The sequence below is a fragment of the Streptomyces sp. 3214.6 genome, from assembly GCF_900129855.1.
In the GTDB taxonomy this organism is placed as follows: Bacteria; Actinomycetota; Actinomycetes; order Streptomycetales; family Streptomycetaceae; genus Streptomyces; species Streptomyces soliscabiei.
In genome coordinates this window covers 6,615,594-6,632,518 of the sequence record NZ_LT670819.1, presented here as the reverse complement: position 1 = coordinate 6,632,518, position 16,925 = coordinate 6,615,594, and the positions used below count along the sequence as shown (strand labels likewise).

The window sequence follows — 16,925 nt, the reverse complement described above, 5'->3', positions numbered from 1 at the left end:
CGGCCGGTAGAAGAAACACACAAGAAACCGCACCGACGGAACCAGGAACACTGTGTCCCTTGGCAACGACCCCGCCGCGGCCGACCTCCAGTCGGCCGCGGCGGGCCCCATCCCGCCCGCACAGGCCGACCGCGACCGGTCCGCGGAGACAAGGACGACCCGACCGGCGGAGACGATCGCCGCCGTGGAGCAGGCCACCGTCCGCTACGGCTCGCTGACCGCCCTCGACGGGGTCTCGCTCGGCTTCCCGGTGGGCGTGACCGGGCTGCTCGGGCCCAACGGCGCCGGCAAGAGCACGCTGCTGTCCCTGCTCAGCACCGCGCAACACCCGAACGAGGGCATCGTCACCCTGCTGGGCGAACCAGTGGGGGCGGGCGGCCGCAGAACCGTGCGGCGGGTACGCGAACGGATCGGCGTCCTCCCGCAGTCCTTCGGCTACTACCCGCGCTTCACCGCGCTCGAGTTCGTCGAGTACGCCGCCTGGCTGCGCAAGGTGCCCTCCCGCGGGCGCCGCGACCAGGCCCGTGCGGCGCTGCGCCAGGTCGCCATGGAGAAGCACGCGGACCGGCGGATGGGGGATCTCTCCGGCGGCATGCTGCGCCGCGTGGGCATCGCCCAGGCCGTTGTCAACCGGCCCGCGCTGGTCCTCCTCGACGAGCCGACCGTCGGCCTCGACCCGGCCCAGCGCGTCGGCTTCCGCGATCTCATCAAGGGGCTGGGGGAACACTCTGCCGTCGTGATGAGCACGCACCTCGCCGAGGACGTCGTCCACACCTGCGACCGGGTCTCGGTACTCCTCGAGGGCCGGGTCCGCTTCGACGGCACGCTGGCCGAGCTGTGCGCACTGCCCGGCGAGAACGGCACCGTGGAATCGGGCTATCTGCACCTGGTCGGCCCTGAGGAGGCGGTGCTGTGATCCGCATGTTGTGGACCGAGATGCGGCGCGGCGAGTCCCGGTGGATCGCCGCCCTCATGACGCTGATCGGCGCCTGGTACTTCCTCGGCGCGGACGCGGCGACCAGCGACTGGGTCGGCTGGTGGACCCAGAGCTCCGTCGAGGTCCAGATCTTCGCCGTGATGGTGATGGGCCCGCTGGTGAGCACCGGCGCCGCCTGGACCGCGGGCCGTGTGCGCCGCTATCGCACCCTGGCCTGGGCGGAGACGACCGCCCGCAGCGGCTGGGAGCAGAACGTCATGGTGTGGCTCTCCGCCATGGCGTGGGCACTGCCCGTGTACGTTCTCTTCGCGGCCATGGCGTTCTCCCGTACCGCCGGGGTCAGCGAGGTCACCGCGCCCGTGTGGTCGCCACTGCTGACCGGCGCCGCCCTGGTCGGCCTGCAGACCGCGGTCGGTGTCGTCGTCGGCGTTCTCTCCCCGTCCCGGATCGCCGTCCCCTTCGTCGGTCTCGGCTGGTACGGCGCCCTGGTGAGCATCGCGCTGTTCTCCGACGAGCGGTCCGTGCTGCCGTGGGCGCTGGTGCCGGCGCTCGACGTGCACTGGGACATGGCCTTCCAGCCGAACGCCGGCCGACTGCTGACCGCCGCCGTCTGGTGCCTCGCCTGCGGCCTGCTGGTCCTTGCCCTGCCGGGTCTGCTGCGCGGGCGGTCCGTGCGTCCCGCACTGGGCATCCTGCTGCCGGTGGCACTGGCAGCGGTCGTCGCCGCCGGGGCGCTGTTCACCTTCCGTGCCCCGCTGCCCGAGCTGTACTGGGCCGAGCGGACCCCGCAGCCGGAGCGACCTGTGTGCGCCACCGAGGGCGGCGCACAGGCCTGTCTGTGGCCCGACGACCGGCATCTGCTGCCGGAAGTCCGGGTTGCGCTGCGCCGGGTCGACCGCACCGTCGGAACCGTCCCCGGCCTCACCCGCACGTACTACGAGCGCGGGCTCACCGCGCCGTCCGGGGCCACGCCGACCGCCGAACTGCCCGTGTACACACCAGGGATCGACCGTGAGGGACTGACCCAGGACATGCTCGCCGCGTCCCTGCCACAGCCGCCGCAGGGCTGTGCCCCGCACCTGATGAAGGAGATCGGGGACTACCCGGACACCTTCCTCTTCGAGGCCGTGGTCCGCAGTCGCGCGCAGGTCCAGAACGGCTACTGGAGCGACGAGTTCGCCGCCGCGCTGGAGCGCTTCCTCAAGTCGCCCACGGCCGACCAGGACCGCTGGCTGGCCGCCGCCGCCGCCGACATACGGGCCTGCCGCGCCGTTCCCGCTCCGCCGCGGTGAACGGCGCCGACGAAGTGAGGCGTGTGTTCTCGTACACCCCGGCGTCACCGGGACTGCGTGCGCTCATCGGCTACGCCCGAAGCCGAGGGGTGCCTCGCGCGGCGTTGGTCACGCTGGCCTTCGCCATCGCCGCCGCGGTGTACGCCGGGCAGCAGCTGCCGCTGCCGCAGCTGCGCCATCTGACGGACTACAGCGTGCCGTTGGCGGCCGTCGTGCCCGTTGTGCACGCGGTGGTGCTCGCCACAACGACGTTCTCGCCGATGGCCGACCTGGAGCACACGGCGGCGCAGCCGATGCACCGGCACCGTGCGGTGCACATGACCGCCGTGCTGCTGTACGCGACGCTGCTGGCCGTGCTGCCGATGGCGGCGGGCGCGTCCGCGGGGGTCACCGTGGCCGCCGTCCGCAACGTCGCGGGCTATCTCGGGCTGGCCATGATCGGTGCCCGGCTGTTCGGCAGCGGGCTCGCCTGGTTGCCGCCGCTGGCGATGTTCGGGCCCACGCTGCTGGCCGGTGTGCGCTGGGACAACACGCCGGAGCCGTGGGCATGGTCCATCCACGGCCCGCACAGCGTCCCGGCCGCCGTGACGGCGACTGTGCTGTGCGCGGTGGGCCTGGTACTGGCGGCCACGACAACCCCACGCCGCGCGGAACGCGACGAACAGGGCTGACGGTCGGGCGACGCGTCTCAGAACCCCAGCTTGCGCAGCTGCTTCGGATCGCGCTGCCAGTCCTTGGCGACCTTCACATGCAGGTCGAGGAAGACAGGGGTGCCGAGCAGGGCCTCGATCTGCTTGCGGGACTTGATGCCGACGTCCTTGAGGCGCTTGCCCTTGGGGCCGATGATGATGCCCTTCTGGCTGGGACGCTCGATGTAGATGTTCGCGTGGATGTCGAGCAGCGGCTTGTCCGCCGGACGGTCGGCGCGCGGGAGCATCTCCTCGACGACCACCGCGATGGAGTGCGGCAGCTCGTCCCGGACGCCCTCCAGCGCCGCCTCGCGGATCAGCTCGGCGACCATCACCTGCTCGGGCTCGTCCGTCAGGTCGCCCTCGGGGTACAGCGGCGGGCTCTGAGGCAGCATCGGGATCAGCAGGTCGGCCAGCAGCTCGACCTGCTGGTCACCGACCGCCGAGACCGGCACGATCTCCGCCCACTCGATGCCCAGCTCCTTGCCGAGCTGGTCGATCGCGATGAGCTGCTCGGCGAGCGTCTTGGAGTCCACGAGGTCGGTCTTCGTCACGACGGCGACCTTCGGCGTCCGCTTGATCCCGGCCAGCTCCTTGGCGATGAAGCGGTCGCCGGGGCCCAGCTTCTCGTTGGCCGGCAGACAGAAACCGATCACGTCGACCTCGGCCCAGGTGGTGCGTACGACGTCGTTCAGCCGCTCGCCGAGCAGGGTGCGCGGCTTGTGCAGGCCGGGCGTGTCGACCAGGATCAGCTGGGCGTCGGGGCGGTGCACGATGCCCCTGACCGTGTGCCTCGTCGTCTGGGGCTGGTTGGCGGTGATCGCCACCTTCTTCCCGACCAGAGCGTTCGTGAGGGTGGACTTGCCCGCGTTGGGGCGGCCCACGAAGCAGGCGAAGCCGGCACGGTGTACGGACTCGGCCGACTGCTCGGATGACTGGTTACGAACGCTCATGGCCCCCATTCTCCCTGATCCACGAAGCCCCGCCGTACACACGAGCGGCAATGGCCCGCGCCGTGAGCTCCCGGAAACCTCCACGCAACAAAACGTCACGGAAACACATCCGTGCATTACCGGAAACGCGGGGCGGTGAGCCTCTGCCGAGCCCCCGCATCGTTGGAGACCCCGTGACTCTGGCCGCCGCCCAAGCGAACACCGGCGACACTGCCTGGCTGCTCGCAGCCACCGCCGGTCTGAAGCACGCGGGGATGGCCGGTCTCGGTCCGGACAGCGTCCAGGGGACCGTCCCGACCCTGCTGTTCGCCACCTTCCACCTCACCTTCGCGATCATCACGGCCGCGCTGATCAGCGACGCGATCGCCGACCGGGCGAAGTTCGGCGCGGTGGTGCTGGCCGCACGGACTAGTTTCAGCCTCCGGCGGGGTGGCCGATTTTATTTGGCTGCGGGTGCGTTGTGGCTGGTCGCGCAGTTCCCCGCGCCCCTTTGGTGCGTTTCCGCAGCCTGAGTAGCAGCCATACCCCTGCTGCCGTCATCGTCACCACTACCCCCGTCACCAGCCAGGGCACCGCCAGGAAGGACGCTGTTGCTGACTCGCTCGTGTTGTTGGCGGTTGCCTTGAGTTTGACGTCCGTCCAGTCGAGCTGGGGGGCGTTGCTCCAGCGTTCGGTGAGGCGGACCCGTTGGCCCGGGAGCAGTTGGGACGGGAGTTTCTTCAGGTCTCGGGTGAGGAGTGTGCGGCCGAACAGGCCGCTCGCGGTCAGCTCCACCTTGGGTTCCAGGGTGACGTTTCCTGTGTTGTGCAAGGTGTAGGAAATCGTCGCCGTGCTGTCGCCGAGGCCGGGGATCAGGGGCTGGTGGTGGCTGATGTGGACGTTCTCGACGGCGAGTGCGGGCAGGGTGGGGCCGCCGACCTGGAGGTAGACCCGGGCGCCGACGGCCCGCTGGACACCGAGCGCGACTCCGCCGTCGCCCTTGTCGATCCGTTCGTCGAGCGCGACGATCGCGCCGGGATGGTCGCCGGGCTCGGCGCCCTCGGGGACCTTGATGCTGAACGGCACCGTGACCGTCTTGCCGGCGGGCACCGTGACCCGGTCCTTGGGGAGCTGGGCCCACGCGCCCACGCCCCGCATCTTCTCCCCGAGCGACTTCACGGCGAACCCGCCGTCGCGGGCGGTGTTGTAGGCGTCGGCCGCGTACAGCCGGAAGGTGAGGGGCTTGTCCGTCTTGTTGGCGACGACGACGTCGTCCTGGATCGTGTGCCCGGGGTCGGCCGAGACATAGAAGTAGGGCCGCGCGGCGACGGCCGAGGAGACGGGGTAGACGGACCAGCTGCCGTTGTCGGCGGCGTGGACCGGTGCGGCGAAGAGCAGACAGAGCAGGAGTGGCAGGAGAAACGGCAGCAGGAACGGCTGGAGGAGGACGGGCGGTTTGCGCATGGGCATGGGTGCGGACCCCCCACGGGCGGGCTGCGACGGTTGGTGGACGGGCGGGTGCGGACCTGTGGGGCGGGCGCCCGGCCACCGGTGGACGTGGTGCGTACGCTCAGGTGAGCGTGAGGGTCAGGACGCCGGCGTAGCTGCCCGGAGGCGTGAACGCCGGTACGTCGAGGGAGAGTTGTGCGTTGGCGGTGAACTGACCGCCGGTGGCGGTGCCGTCGCGCGTGGACGCCAGGGTCGCCCCCGAGGCGCCGACCGAGCCAGCCGAACCGGCCTGACAGGTGCTCGGGCTGCCCGCCTTGGTCGTGCAGGCGGGCGTCCAGCTCAGCTTGCCGGCGTCGATCTTGGCGCCGGGGCCGGTGAAGTCGGTGACCTTGCCGGTGAGGGACCAGCCCGCGGGTCCGCCGCGGAAGTCCTTGACCGTCACCGCGTTGAGGTTCCCGGTCGAGGCCTGGCCGGAGCCGAAGTCGACCGCGGACATCGCCACGGCGTCCCCGGCCTGGGACATCGACAGTGTGCCGGCCTTCACGGTGGTCGTCAGCTTCTGACTGCCCGCGGGTACGGGTGTGTTGTCGATGACGACGTACGCGGCGGGCGGGGTGCCCAGGCCGGCGCTCCAGGTGGCGCCCTCGTACGCCACGATCCCGGTGGTGGTGAGGTCGTTGACGACGAGGAAGCCGGAGACGGCGCCCTGCGCGTTGGCGGTCAGGGTCGTTTTGTCGCCGGTCTCGCCGGATCCGGACCGGCCGGCGACGGTGACCGCGGCGCCCGCCGTGAAGCCGCTGCCGGTGACAGTGACGCTCGCGCCGGGGCTGCCGGAGGCCGAACCCAGGTTGATGTTGCGGGTGTTGGCCGGGGGGTTGTTGGCGGCGGTGACGGTCTCCGACATCGGGGCGGGAGGGTTGGTCACCGTGCAGGGGGTGTCCAGTTCGAGGATGTAGCTGGTGTGGATGTTGTAGTCGCCGGGCGAGAGGGTGATCGCCCCGGGTGCGGTGACCGTGAACGCGCCGGTCATGGAGAACGACGGGAAGACGCCGCGGCCGGGCACCGGGACGTTCTTCTTCGGGCCCGCGACGGTGACGGCGCCGGTCTGCGCGCCGCCGAGCGTGACCTTCCCGGTCGGCGTCATGATGTCGGCCGGCAGGGCGAGGTCGGTGGGGTTGTTGGCGGCGGGCGTGACCACCGTGTACGTCACGTTGACGGTGTCGCCGACCTTCGGGCTGGGGTTGTCCACCGTGACCTTGGCGGTGGTGGTGCCGTCGATCGGCGGGAGGCCGGCGATCGCCGGCGGGATGCAGTGCGTGGGGAAATCCACGTTGGTCGCGGCGCCGGCGGGGCACGCCAGCGCGCCGCCCGCGGTGACCGCTAGCGCGGTCGCCCCGAGCAGTGACGCCCAGTGCCGTCTTCGGGAACCTCGGGAACTTCCGGAACTTCGGGGTGAACCCATGATTGCCCCCTCCTCCGGGGTGCGGGCGCAGCGGCTCTTCTGCGCCGACAGGGGGCATTGAGGTGCGGATCGCACAAGAAGTCAATGCACGCGACGAGGTCAACTGATGGACCGTCAGCTTCCTGGTCCCGCAAGGAAACTGACGGACCGTCTGCTCAGTTTTCAACCGCTATCAGTCGAACACGAACGGCCCCGGCGACTGGGCGGCGGACGTCGTACAGGTGACCGTGATCCCGAAGATGACCATCTTCAGGGAGCCCTTGTAGAAGTCCAGCTTGTCACCGGAGGCCACGGTGCCGTTGAGCGGACCGACCGTGATCGGGTCGCCGACGGCCATGGCGGGGTTCACCGTGCCGGCGAAGACACGGGCGGCACCGGTCGAGTTCGCCATCGTGAGGGTGGAGGCGATGGTGTTGGCGTTGATCGCGATCGGCGCGGTGATCGCGGTGGTCGTGAGTTTGACGGTGGCGGCCGTGCCCGTCTGGGTGGCCGTCAGGGTGGCGGCGCCGCCCCCGAAGAGACCGCAGCCGGCGGTCACGGTGGCCGTCGTCGGGGTGACGGCGGCGGCTGAGGGTGCGAGTGCCAGCCCGGTGACCGCGAGGGCCCCTGCCAGCAGTGCCGCACCTGATCCGATTCGCTTGCCTCTCATGGCGTTTCCGGCTCCTTCCCGGATGTGGGGAGACGGACGGCCGTGGCGGGACGGGTGGGTGCGGACACCGGTGCCGGTGGGGGGTGAATCTGACGGTCCGTCGGAAATTACGGTTCCATTGACGCGTCAGCGACAAGCGGAGGGCAAGGCTGAATTCCGGCCTTAGTTGGGCCGGTGAGTTCCGATCCGACCGAGAGGGGTGGGACGCTGGGGACAGCGGGGTCCAGGGGGCGGCGCCCCCTGGTGCGTCAGCCGGCGGACACGGTGAGCCGCACGCTCCCGTCCGGCCCCGCCACGAGCACCGGCGTCCCCGCCCCGCCCAGATCGGCGACGGCGGCGCGGTCCGCGTCGGAGGCGCCCTCCGCCTCGGTGACCACGGCCGCCGCCTCCAGCGACTTCGCCCCCGAGGCCACCGCCATCGCCACCGCCGTCCGCAGCGCGCTCAGCCGCAGCGACGGCAGATCCACGGTCCCGGCGACATAGGTACGTCCTGTCTCGTCCCGCACGGCAGCCCCCTCGGGCACACCGTTGCGGGCCCGCGCGGAACGGGCCAGGGTGACGATCTTGCGGTCCTCGGGGTCGAGCCCGTTGCTGTCGGTCATGCCCCGAGCATACGAAGAACCGCCCGCGAGGACGGAACGCCCCCTCAGACGCAGTCGTCGATGATGACGTTTCCCAGCGAGAGCGGACCCCGGCCGTTGATGACGAGACTCATCGTGTAGTTGCCGGCGGGCAGATTGAAGGTCGTCGACCGGGCCACCGACTCCCCCGCCCCCAGGGCCGAACACGAGACCGACCGACTGTCACCGGAGCCCTGGTCGTCCATGTCGAAGATGTCCTGGTAGTCGGCGGACGACTCGTCACCGACGTTCTTCTCCTGCCAGGTGACCGTGAAGTCGGTCCCCGAACACGGGTTCACCGGGTCCGTGACGAAGCTGACCTGGTCGTCCAGAGTGATGTTCGCCGGCATGACGTCCTCCACAAGTTGGGCATTTTGCCGCATTTACCCCATTTTCTGGTGCGGGAAACGATGAAAGGCTGCGGCGCATGGACTGGATGCCCCTGCTCTCCACACTGACCGGCGCCGTCATCGGCATCACCGCCACCCTGATCGCGGATCGCAACCGGTGGCGGCGCGAGGAGTCCCGGCACGCGCTCCAGATGCGACGCGAGGTGTACACGGAGTTCGTCTCCGCGCTCAAGACAGCCGGTGAGGAGATACGCGCCGTCGCGCTGGGCGATCACATGTCAGGAGCGGCGCGTGACGCGGCCGTCCGGGAGGCCTTCCGCGGCACCGGCCTGTACACGGCGAGCGAACGTCTCTGGCTCGTCGGCCCGCAACAGGTCGTGACCGCCGGTAACGAGGCGTTCCACAGCCTGCGCCGGCTGCGCGACGCCTACGCCCGGGGCGTCACCGTCGGCTCCGCCGAGGACGCGCCCCTGATCGCACAGCGGCGGACGGCCATGGCCCGGATGCGCGACCTCATGCGCGAGGACCTGGGCATCGGGGCCCTCGGCATCGAATGACCGTCAGGGCCGGTCGAGCCGGAGCCGCTCCGCGCGCGGCAGACCGGCGACGACCAGATCGTAGGAGTCCTCCACCAGCTCCCGGACCAGCCGGTCGGGGAGCTCGCCGTCGACCGTCACCGTGTTCCAGTGGCGCTTGTTCATGTGGTAGCCGGGGGCGATCAGGCCCGGGTGCTCGGTGCGCAGCCGCACCGCGTCGTCCGGGTCGCACTTGAGGTTCACGGTCAGGGGCCGTGCGTCCAGCGTCGTCAGGGCGAAGAGCTTCCCGCCGACCTTGAAGACCGAGATCTCCGGACGGAACGGAAAGTCCTCAACGACCGCGTTGAAGGACAGACAGAAGGCGCGCAGCTCCTGGGGCGTCACTCGGGCTTCTCCTTCTCGGGCGGATCCGCCGGATCCACCGGCTCCACCAGCACCGTCACGATCTTGTTCCGGCGGCCGGCCGCAGCCTCCGCCGTCAGCCGCAGGGCCCGGCCGTCCGGGAGGTCGACCGTGCTCGACGCGCCCGCGATGGGGACCCGGCCCAGGGCCTTGGCCAGCAGCCCGCCCACCGTCTCCACGTCCTCGTCGTCATACTCCTCCAGGCCGTACAGCTCGCCGAGGTCGGTGATGTCGAGGCGGGCGGTGACCCGGTGACGGTCGTCGCCGAGGTCCTCCACGGGCGGGAGCTCACGGTCGTACTCGTCGGTGATCTCGCCGACGATCTCCTCGAGGATGTCCTCGATGGTGACGATGCCGGCCGTGCCGCCGTACTCGTCGATGACGACGGCGACGTGGTTGCGGTCCTGCTGCATCTCGCGCAGCAGATCGCCGGCGTTCTTGGTGTCGGGGACGAACGCGGCCGGCCGCATGGCCGTCGAGACCAGCTCGCCCTCGGCGTCCCGGCTGATGTGCGTCTTGCGGACCAGGTCCTTCAGATACACGATCCCGACGATGTCGTCCTCGTTCTCGCCGGTCACGGGTATGCGGGAGAACCCGGAGCGCAGCGCGAGGGTCAGGGCCTGACGGATCGTCTTGTAGCGCTCGATGACGACGAGGTCGGTCCTGGGGACCATGACCTCCCGCACGAGGGTGTCGCCCAGCTCGAAGACCGAGTGCACCATGCGGCGCTCGTCGTCCTCGATCAGGGACTCCTTCTCGGCGAGGTCGACCAGCGCGCGCAGCTCCGCCTCGGAGGCGAACGGGCCCCGGCGGAAGCCCTTGCCGGGGGTCAGCGCGTTGCCGATGAGGATGAGAAGGGACGGGATCGGGCCCATGATCCGCGCCAGCGGAAGCAGGACGTACGCCGCCGCCGTCGCCGTGTTCAGGGGGTGCTGGCGGCCGATCGTGCGCGGGGAGACGCCCACCGCGACGTACGACACCAGGACCATGACGCCGATCGCGGCGAACAGGGCCGGGGCCGTGCCGTCGATCTCCTTCAGGCAGGCGTAGGTGACCAGCGCGGCGGCGGCCATCTCGCAGGCGACGCGGACCAGCAGCGCCACGTTCAGATAGCGGGTGGGGTCGGCGGCGATCTGCGCCAGCTTGGCGCTGCCGCGCCGGCCGCCGCGCACGGCCTCCTCGGCGCGGAAGCTGGAGACGCGCGCGAGGCCCGCCTCCGCGCAGGCGGCGAGCCAGGCGACGACGACCAGGGCGATCGCGCCGGAGACGAGGGCGAGGCTCATGACACGGTCGGGGCCGGCGAGGGGCCGGTCAGGCCCTTCTCCGCACGCCACCCGTCCACGATGGCCGCCTGCAGGCCGAACATCTCGGCCTTCTCGTCGGGCTCCTCGTGGTCGTAGCCGAGCAGGTGCAGCACTCCGTGGACGGTGAGCAGTCGGAGCTCCTCGTCCATGGAGTGCTGCGTGGGTGCTTCCTCGCCCTGCTTCTTCGCGACCTCCGGGCACAGCACGATGTCGCCGAGGAGACCCTGCGGGGGCTCGTCGTCGTCCTTGGACGGCGGACGCAGCTCGTCCATCGGGAAGGACATGACGTCCGTCGGCCCCGGCAGGTCCATCCACTGCATGTGCAGCTGCTCCATGGCGTCGGCGTCCACGACGATCACCGAGAGCTCGGAGAGCGGGTGGATGCGCATCCGCGCGAGCGCGTAGCGGGCGATGTCGAGGATCGCCTGCTCGTCGACCTCGGTTCCGGACTCGTTGTTGACGTCGATCGACATGGTGCTGGCTTGTCTACTTCCGCTTGTTACGGCCGCCCTTGTGGGTGCCGTTCTCCGTACCGTTGTGGCTGTCGTACTTCTCGTACGCGTCGACGATACGGCCGACCAGCTTGTGCCGGACGACATCCTGGGACGACAGGCGGGAGAAGTGGACGTCGTCCAGCCCCTCCAGGATGTCCTGGACCTGTCGCAGACCCGACTTGGTGCCGTCGGGCAGGTCGACCTGCGTCACGTCACCCGTGATCACGATCTTCGAGTCGAAGCCGAGGCGGGTGAGGAACATCTTCATCTGCTCGGGCGACGTGTTCTGCGCCTCGTCGAGAATGATGAAGGCGTCATTGAGCGTACGGCCCCTCATGTACGCCAGGGGGGCCACCTCGATCGTGCCCGAGGCCATCAGCTTGGGGATCGAGTCCGGGTCCAGCATGTCGTGCAGCGCGTCGTACAGCGGGCGCAGGTAGGGGTCGATCTTCTCGTAGAGCGTGCCGGGCAGGAAGCCCAGGCGCTCGCCGGCCTCGACCGCCGGGCGGGTCAGGATGATGCGGTTGACCTGCTTGGACTGCAGGGCCTGGACCGCCTTGGCCATGGCCAGGTAGGTCTTGCCGGTACCGGCGGGGCCGATGCCGAAGACGATCGTGTGCTTGTCGATCGCGTCGACGTACCGCTTCTGGTTGAGGGTCTTGGGTCTGATGGTGCGGCCGCGCGAGGACAGGATGTTCTGAGTCAGTACCTCGGCCGGGGTCTCCTGGCCGTCACTCGTCCCGTTCTCACTCGCCCGCAGCATGGCGATCGAGCGTTCCACTGCGTCCTCCGTCATCGGCTGCCCGGTGCGGAGCACCAGCATCATCTCGTCGAACAGGCGCTGGATGAGGGCGACTTCCCGTGGGTCGCCGACCGCGCTGATCTCATTGCCCCGGACGTGGATGTCGGCCGCCGGGAAGGCCGTCTCTATCACGCGCAGAAGGGAGTCTCCGGACCCCAGCACCGTCACCATGGGGTGCTGGGCGGGAACCGTGAACTGTGCTCTCGCCTTGCCCTGCGCGGGCGTGTGAGCTGTGGGTGTCTGAGTCATAGGCCGGCCCGAAGGCCTCTGCGTCCTCCCGGATGCGTCTCGCCTGCCACGAGGGCGGCCTGGCGAGTTCAAGGGTACGCCAGGGGGCTGACAACGCCGTAGGGCTTTTACCGGGGCCGGTGCCCCGGCTCCGATGCCCTTGTCGGACTATGCCGAGCGGCCGAAACCGATCGTCGGGACCGCTCTGCGCAGCGGCCACGGGGCGGCCTCCTCCTCCGCCAGGAGCGGCGCCGGGAGCAGGCCGTCCAGGAACGCGTACCGGCGCAGTGCCTCTGGGTCCTGGCCCTCGACCGACTGGACCTTGCGCCACCAGGCCGCGATCTCGGACCAGCCGGGGGCGGAGAGGGAGCCGCCGAACTCCTGGACGGAGAGGGCGGCGGTGAGGCCGGCGAAGGCGAGGCGGTCGGCGAGCGGCCAGTCGGCGAGGGTGCCGGTGACGAAGCCGGCCACGAACACGTCCCCGGCGCCGGTGGGGTCGAGGGCCTCGACGGCGATGGCCGGGACCTCGGCGCTCTCGCCGGTCCGGCGGTCCACGGCGTACGCGCCCTCCGCACCGAGCGTGACGACCGCGAGCGGTACGTGCGCGGTGAGGGCGTGGGCGGCGGCGCGGGGGCAGGTGGCGCCGGTGTAGCGCATGGCCTCCTCCGCGTTCGGCAGGAAGGCCTCGCAGTGCCGCAGGTCGGTGAGGCCGGCGAGGTTCCAGGCGCCGGTGTCGTCCCAGCCGACGTCGGCGAAGATGCGGGTGCCGCGGGCGGCGGCCTGCTCGATCCAGGGGTCGCGTTTGCCGGGGGCGAGGGAGGCGACGGCGGCGCGGGCGGGCGGCGGGCAGGTGGGGGCGGGCTCCTGCGGGGGCGGCTCGTGGCCGTGCGAGACCATCGTGCGCTCCCCCTCGTAGGCCATGGAGACGGTGACGGAGGAGTGCCAGCCGGAGACCGTGCGGGAGGTGCTGAGGTCGATGCCCTCGCCCCGTTCGAGGGCGTCCCAGCAGTACTCGCCGTAGTGGTCGTCGCCGAAGGCCGCGGCGAGGGAGGTGCGCAGGCCGAGACGGGCGAGTGCGGTGGCCATGTTGGCGACGCCGCCGGGGCTCGATCCCATGCCGCGCGCCCAGGACTCCGTCCCGCGCACCGGGGCGGAGTCGAGGCCGGTGAAGATGATGTCGAGGAAGATGGGGCCGGTGAGGTAGACGTCCCACGGCGGATCGTCGGGGGCGCGGTGGGCGGCCAGCGGGTCGACCCCGGCGGCCGGGCAGTCGCGGCCGCTCTGCCCGGCCGGGCCGTTCGGACTGCTCCGGCCGGTCTGACGGGTCTGGTGGTGTCCCTCTCCGGTGGACGCGGTCACGGTGCGCTCCCTGACGTGGTGCCGATCTGGCCAGTGTGCACCACACCACCGACAACCCGCGGCCAGTCACACACACCACCGACGCACTGGGGAGGCGCACCCCTCCCACCTCGCACCCCCTCCCGATCCCACCGGGTGTTCGGTTACCAGCGGGGTACGGGGGGTGTGGCCCAGTCGGGGTCGGCTGCGCGCATCGCCGCCGCGTCGTCGCGGTCGCGTAGGGCGCCGTCGTCGTCGAGCCAGCGTCGGTGGAGGAACGCCAGCTTGTCGCGGTCGAGCTCGACGCCGAGGCCGGGCGTGTCGGAGACGGTGACCTTGGCGTCGGTGAAGGTGAGGCGCTCGGTGAGGACGTCCTCCGACTGCCAGGGGTAGTGGGAGTCGCAGGCGTGGTGCAGGTTGGGCACGGTCGACGCGACGTGGGTCATCGCGGCCAGGCTGATCCCGAGGTGGGTGTTGGAGTGCATCGAGACGCCGACGCCGAACGTGCGGCAGATCGCGGCGAGTTGCTGGGTGTTGCGCAGTCCGCCCCAGTAGTGGTGGTCGGAGAGGACGACCTGGACGGCGTCCCGGGTGAACGCCTCCTTGATCTCGGCGAACGTCGTCACGCACATGTTGGTGGCGAGCGGCACGTCGGTCCTCGCGGCGACCTCGGCCATGGCCGGGGTGCCGAGGGCCGGGTCCTCCAGGTATTCGAGGAGGTCGCCGATCTCCTCGGCGACCTTGAGCGAGGTGGGAACGGACCAGGCGCCGTTGGGGTCGAGGCGCAGGGGGTGGCCGGGGAACGCCTCGGCCAGGGCGCGGACGGCGGCGATCTCCTCGTCCGGCGGGAAGACGCCGCCCTTGAGTTTGAAGGAGGTGAAGCCGTAGCGCTCCTTGAAGCGGCGGGCCTGCTCGACGACTCCGGCCGGGTCGACGGCGGCGCCCCAGTCGTCCTTCTCCGCAGCGACGCCCTCGGGGTGGTCGGCCCACTTGTAGAAGAGGTAGGCGCTGTACTCGACCTCGTCGCGCACCTTGCCGCCGAGCAGCGCGTGCACGGGCAGGCCGAGCGCCTTGCCGAGGGCGTCGAGGCAGGCGACCTCGAAGGCGGAGACGACGGACAAGCGCAGCTTGTCGGCGGACTGGACGCCGCGCAGCCCGCCGACGTCGACCTGGCCGGAGACCCGGGAGCTGTCGACGGCCACCTCGTCGGCGACGGTGAACAGGCCGTTCAGATCGCTTACTTGACGGCCGATCAGCTTCTTGGCGAAGGGGCGGGCCAGTTCCAGGTACTTGGTGTCGCCGTAGGTCTCGCCGACGCCCGTGGTCCCGTCGGCCGTGACGACCTCGACGATCAGCCGGGGGGTGTAGGGCTGGTGCACGCCCTGGGTGTTGAGCAGGGGCGGGTCGGCGACCAGGATCGGGGTCAGGCGGACGTCCGTGATCGTGAGGTCGGGGCTCACAGGGCGGCTCCTACGAGGTCGAGGCCGGCGCTCAAGAGGGTCGTGAGGTCGGCCAGGTCGGCGGGAGAGGGGTCGGTGAGCGGGGCGCGGACGGGTCCGACGGGGCGTCCGCGCAGCCGGGCCGCGGCCTTCACCAGGGACACCGCGTACCCGGGTACCCGGTCGCGGAGCTCGACGAGCGGGACGTAGAAGTCGCGCAGCAGCCGCTCCACGGTCTTGTCGTCGCCGCCCCGCAACGCGCCGAAGAAGGCGTTCGCGATCTCGGGTGCGAAGGCGTGGACGGCGGAGGAGTAGGCGGGGACGCCGACGGTGGCGTAGGCACGGGCCTGGATCTCGGCGGTGGCGGCGCCGTTGAAGAAGAGGAAGCCCTCGGGTGCGGCGAGGGTGAGCCGCTGGAGGCGGTCGAGGTCACTGTGGCCGTCCTTGAGGCCGATGACGGTCGGCAGGGCGGCGATGCGACGCAACGAGGTTGCCGTGAAAGCGACTTGACCGCGCTGGTAGGCAATGAGAGACAGCCGGGTGCGGGCGGCGATCTGCTCCAGCTGGGCGACGAGGCCGTCCTGCGGGGCGGCGACGAGGTAGTGCGGGAGGACGAGGAGGGCGTCGGCGCCGGCCTCCTCGGCGATGCGGGCGAACCGTACGGCCTGGGCCCAGCCGTAGCCGACCCCGGCGACGACGGGCAGGCGGCCGGCCGCCTCCTCGACGGCGATGGTCACCACCTGCCGGTACTCGTCCTCGTCGAGGGAGAAGAACTCACCGGTGCCGCAGGCGGGGAAGACCGCGCCGGGGGCGGTCGCGATCTGCGCCGCGACATGGGCGCGGAAGCCGTCCGGGTCGAGGGCGCCGTCGTCGTGGAAACTCGTGAGCGGGAACGACAGCACGCCGTCCGCCATCCCGGTCCGCAGCCTGCGCACCACGGTCTCCGGGTCCGTACCGCCGCCGCCACTCATCCCGAGTCATCTCCCTATGTAGACGTAATCCACGTATGAAGATGGAGATTAGATACGTGCACGCCAGTCGTCAATGAGGGACGGCAATGAGGGCGTCGACGGGAGTCGCCGATGGGGCGCCCCGACCCGCCTACGATCGGCTCATGGCGGAGACAGATGGCGGAGGCGGCGTCCGCGAGGTCAAGTCGGCGGCGCGCACGGTCGAGCTGCTGGAGCTGCTCGCGGCGCGCGGTGACCGGCCGGCGCGGCTGCAGGAGCTGGCGGACGAGCTGGGCGTGCCGCGCAGCTCGATGTACGCGCTGCTGCAGACCCTGATCAGCCGGGGCTGGGTGCGCACGGACGTCACCGGCTCCCTCTACGGCATCGGCATCCACGCCCTGCTGACCGGCACCAGCTACCTCGACTCCGACCCGCGCGTCCAGCTGGTGCGGCCCTATCTCGACGAGGCGTCGGAGGCGCTGGGCGAGACCATCCACCTGGGCCGGCTGGACGGCCGGGGCGTCGCGTATCTGGCGACCCGAGAGTCGCACGAATACCTGCGCACCATCAGCCGGGTCGGACGACGGCTGCCCGCGCACGTCGGCGCGCTGGGCAAGGCGCTGCTCGCGCAGCGGCCGGACGAGGAGCTGCCCGAGGGGCCGTACGAGGCGCTGACCCCGCACTCCCACACCGACCGGGAGTCGCTGCTCGCCGACCTCGTGGGGGTGCGGGCGCGCGGGTACTCCGTGGACCGCGAGGAGGGCGTCCTCGGCATCGTCGGCTTCGGCTTCGCCCTGCGCTACGACATCCCCGCCCAGGACGCGATCAGTTGCTCGGTGCCGGTGGCCCGACTGACGCCGGAGCACGAGGAGCGGATCGTGACGGTGATGCGGGAGATCAGGGCGAAGATCGAGGCGACGACGCCGGGTTCCGGCGGTGCCGCCCACTGGCGCTAGCGGACCACCCGCCGATGTGAGCGGTCCGCCCGCCGATGGCAGGGGCTCCTCCACCAGCGCGAGGCATCGTGGTTACCCCGGCTCCCCCGCCTCAAA

The 16,925-nt window shown here is 70.9% G+C and carries 18 protein-coding genes and 1 pseudogene; 6 read left to right on the top strand and 13 right to left on the bottom strand.

Annotation, left to right across the window (positions count from 1 at the left end; all coding sequences use genetic code 11):
- The first annotated feature begins 52 nt into the window (after positions 1-52).
- Genes B5557_RS29950 through B5557_RS29940 form a run of 3 tightly spaced genes read left to right on the top strand, consistent with a single transcriptional unit; the run spans position 53 to position 2,900 of the window.
- The gene (locus B5557_RS29950) at positions 53-916 is read left to right on the top strand and encodes an ATP-binding cassette domain-containing protein (protein WP_231976072.1); all 864 of its coding nucleotides are present in this window, start codon (positions 53-55) and stop codon (positions 914-916) included.
- Entirely contained in the window at positions 913-2,229 is a 1,317-nt protein-coding gene (locus B5557_RS29945) for a hypothetical protein (RefSeq protein ID WP_079662372.1), read from the top strand. The genes B5557_RS29950 and B5557_RS29945 overlap by 4 nt, the downstream gene beginning before the upstream one ends.
- A gap of 23 nt (positions 2,230-2,252) precedes the next feature.
- Complete coding sequence (locus B5557_RS29940; RefSeq protein WP_079662371.1) at positions 2,253-2,900, top strand: hypothetical protein; 648 nt, start codon at positions 2,253-2,255, stop codon at positions 2,898-2,900.
- A gap of 17 nt (positions 2,901-2,917) precedes the next feature.
- On the opposite strand, the gene era is transcribed toward B5557_RS29940, so the two are convergent.
- Positions 2,918-3,871 (bottom strand): GTPase Era, encoded by a 954-nt coding sequence (gene era / locus B5557_RS29935; RefSeq protein ID WP_079662370.1) that lies wholly within the window; start codon positions 3,869-3,871, stop codon positions 2,918-2,920.
- A gap of 173 nt (positions 3,872-4,044) precedes the next feature.
- Here era and B5557_RS29930 point away from each other — a divergent pair.
- Positions 4,045-4,260 (top strand): annotated as a pseudogene (locus B5557_RS29930) (hypothetical protein); the annotation flags it as partial.
- Between the two features lie 25 nt (positions 4,261-4,285).
- Here B5557_RS29930 and B5557_RS29925 read toward each other — a convergent pair.
- From B5557_RS29925 to B5557_RS29905, 5 genes are all read right to left on the bottom strand, one after another.
- Positions 4,286-5,314 (bottom strand): WxL protein peptidoglycan domain-containing protein, encoded by a 1,029-nt coding sequence (locus B5557_RS29925; RefSeq protein ID WP_079665082.1) that lies wholly within the window; start codon positions 5,312-5,314, stop codon positions 4,286-4,288.
- Positions 5,315-5,420: 106 nt separating this feature from the next.
- On the bottom strand, positions 5,421-6,761 hold the full coding sequence (locus tag B5557_RS29920; protein WP_173877749.1) for a beta-xylosidase: 1,341 nt from the start codon (positions 6,759-6,761) through the stop codon (positions 5,421-5,423).
- A 172-nt stretch (positions 6,762-6,933) separates the two neighbouring features.
- Positions 6,934-7,410 carry a hypothetical protein gene (locus tag B5557_RS29915; protein WP_079662369.1) on the bottom strand — a complete coding sequence of 159 codons (477 nt, stop codon included), beginning with the start codon at positions 7,408-7,410 and terminating at the stop codon, positions 6,934-6,936.
- Positions 7,411-7,658: 248 nt separating this feature from the next.
- The gene (locus B5557_RS29910) at positions 7,659-8,012 is read right to left on the bottom strand and encodes a cytidine deaminase (RefSeq protein ID WP_079662368.1); all 354 of its coding nucleotides are present in this window, start codon (positions 8,010-8,012) and stop codon (positions 7,659-7,661) included.
- A 44-nt stretch (positions 8,013-8,056) separates the two neighbouring features.
- Positions 8,057-8,380: a CARDB domain-containing protein gene (locus B5557_RS29905; protein WP_079662367.1), complete on the bottom strand. Its 324-nt coding sequence runs from the start codon at positions 8,378-8,380 to the stop codon at positions 8,057-8,059.
- A 77-nt stretch (positions 8,381-8,457) separates the two neighbouring features.
- Between B5557_RS29905 and B5557_RS29900 the strand changes: the two genes are divergently transcribed.
- On the top strand, positions 8,458-8,937 hold the full coding sequence (locus B5557_RS29900; protein WP_231976071.1) for a hypothetical protein: 480 nt from the start codon (positions 8,458-8,460) through the stop codon (positions 8,935-8,937).
- Positions 8,938-8,940: 3 nt separating this feature from the next.
- Here B5557_RS29900 and B5557_RS29895 read toward each other — a convergent pair whose 3' ends face one another.
- From B5557_RS29895 to B5557_RS29865, 7 genes are all read right to left on the bottom strand, one after another.
- The gene (locus tag B5557_RS29895) at positions 8,941-9,300 is read right to left on the bottom strand and encodes an MmcQ/YjbR family DNA-binding protein (protein ID WP_079662366.1); all 360 of its coding nucleotides are present in this window, start codon (positions 9,298-9,300) and stop codon (positions 8,941-8,943) included.
- Positions 9,297-10,601 carry a hemolysin family protein gene (locus tag B5557_RS29890; RefSeq protein ID WP_079662365.1) on the bottom strand — a complete coding sequence of 435 codons (1,305 nt, stop codon included), beginning with the start codon at positions 10,599-10,601 and terminating at the stop codon, positions 9,297-9,299. The genes B5557_RS29895 and B5557_RS29890 overlap by 4 nt, the downstream gene beginning before the upstream one ends.
- On the bottom strand, positions 10,598-11,095 hold the full coding sequence (ybeY, locus tag B5557_RS29885) for an rRNA maturation RNase YbeY (protein WP_079662364.1): 498 nt from the start codon (positions 11,093-11,095) through the stop codon (positions 10,598-10,600). The genes B5557_RS29890 and ybeY overlap by 4 nt, the downstream gene beginning before the upstream one ends.
- Positions 11,096-11,108: 13 nt before the next feature.
- Positions 11,109-12,167: a PhoH family protein gene (locus B5557_RS29880; protein ID WP_079662363.1), complete on the bottom strand. Its 1,059-nt coding sequence runs from the start codon at positions 12,165-12,167 to the stop codon at positions 11,109-11,111.
- Between the two features lie 147 nt (positions 12,168-12,314).
- A complete protein-coding gene (locus B5557_RS29875) occupies positions 12,315-13,505 on the bottom strand; it encodes a carbohydrate kinase family protein (protein WP_079662362.1) in 1,191 nt (396 codons plus the stop codon).
- Positions 13,506-13,648: 143 nt separating this feature from the next.
- Positions 13,649-14,944, bottom strand: coding sequence for a glucarate dehydratase family protein (locus B5557_RS29870; RefSeq protein WP_079662361.1), 1,296 nt, complete (start codon positions 14,942-14,944; stop codon positions 13,649-13,651).
- On the bottom strand, positions 14,941-15,894 hold the full coding sequence (locus B5557_RS29865; protein ID WP_079662360.1) for a 5-dehydro-4-deoxyglucarate dehydratase: 954 nt from the start codon (positions 15,892-15,894) through the stop codon (positions 14,941-14,943). The genes B5557_RS29870 and B5557_RS29865 overlap by 4 nt, the downstream gene beginning before the upstream one ends.
- A gap of 143 nt (positions 15,895-16,037) precedes the next feature.
- Here B5557_RS29865 and B5557_RS29860 point away from each other — a divergent pair, with 143 nt between their 5' ends.
- On the top strand, positions 16,038-16,829 hold the full coding sequence (locus B5557_RS29860) for an IclR family transcriptional regulator (RefSeq protein ID WP_079662359.1): 792 nt from the start codon (positions 16,038-16,040) through the stop codon (positions 16,827-16,829).
- The last annotated feature ends 96 nt before the right edge of the window (positions 16,830-16,925 follow it).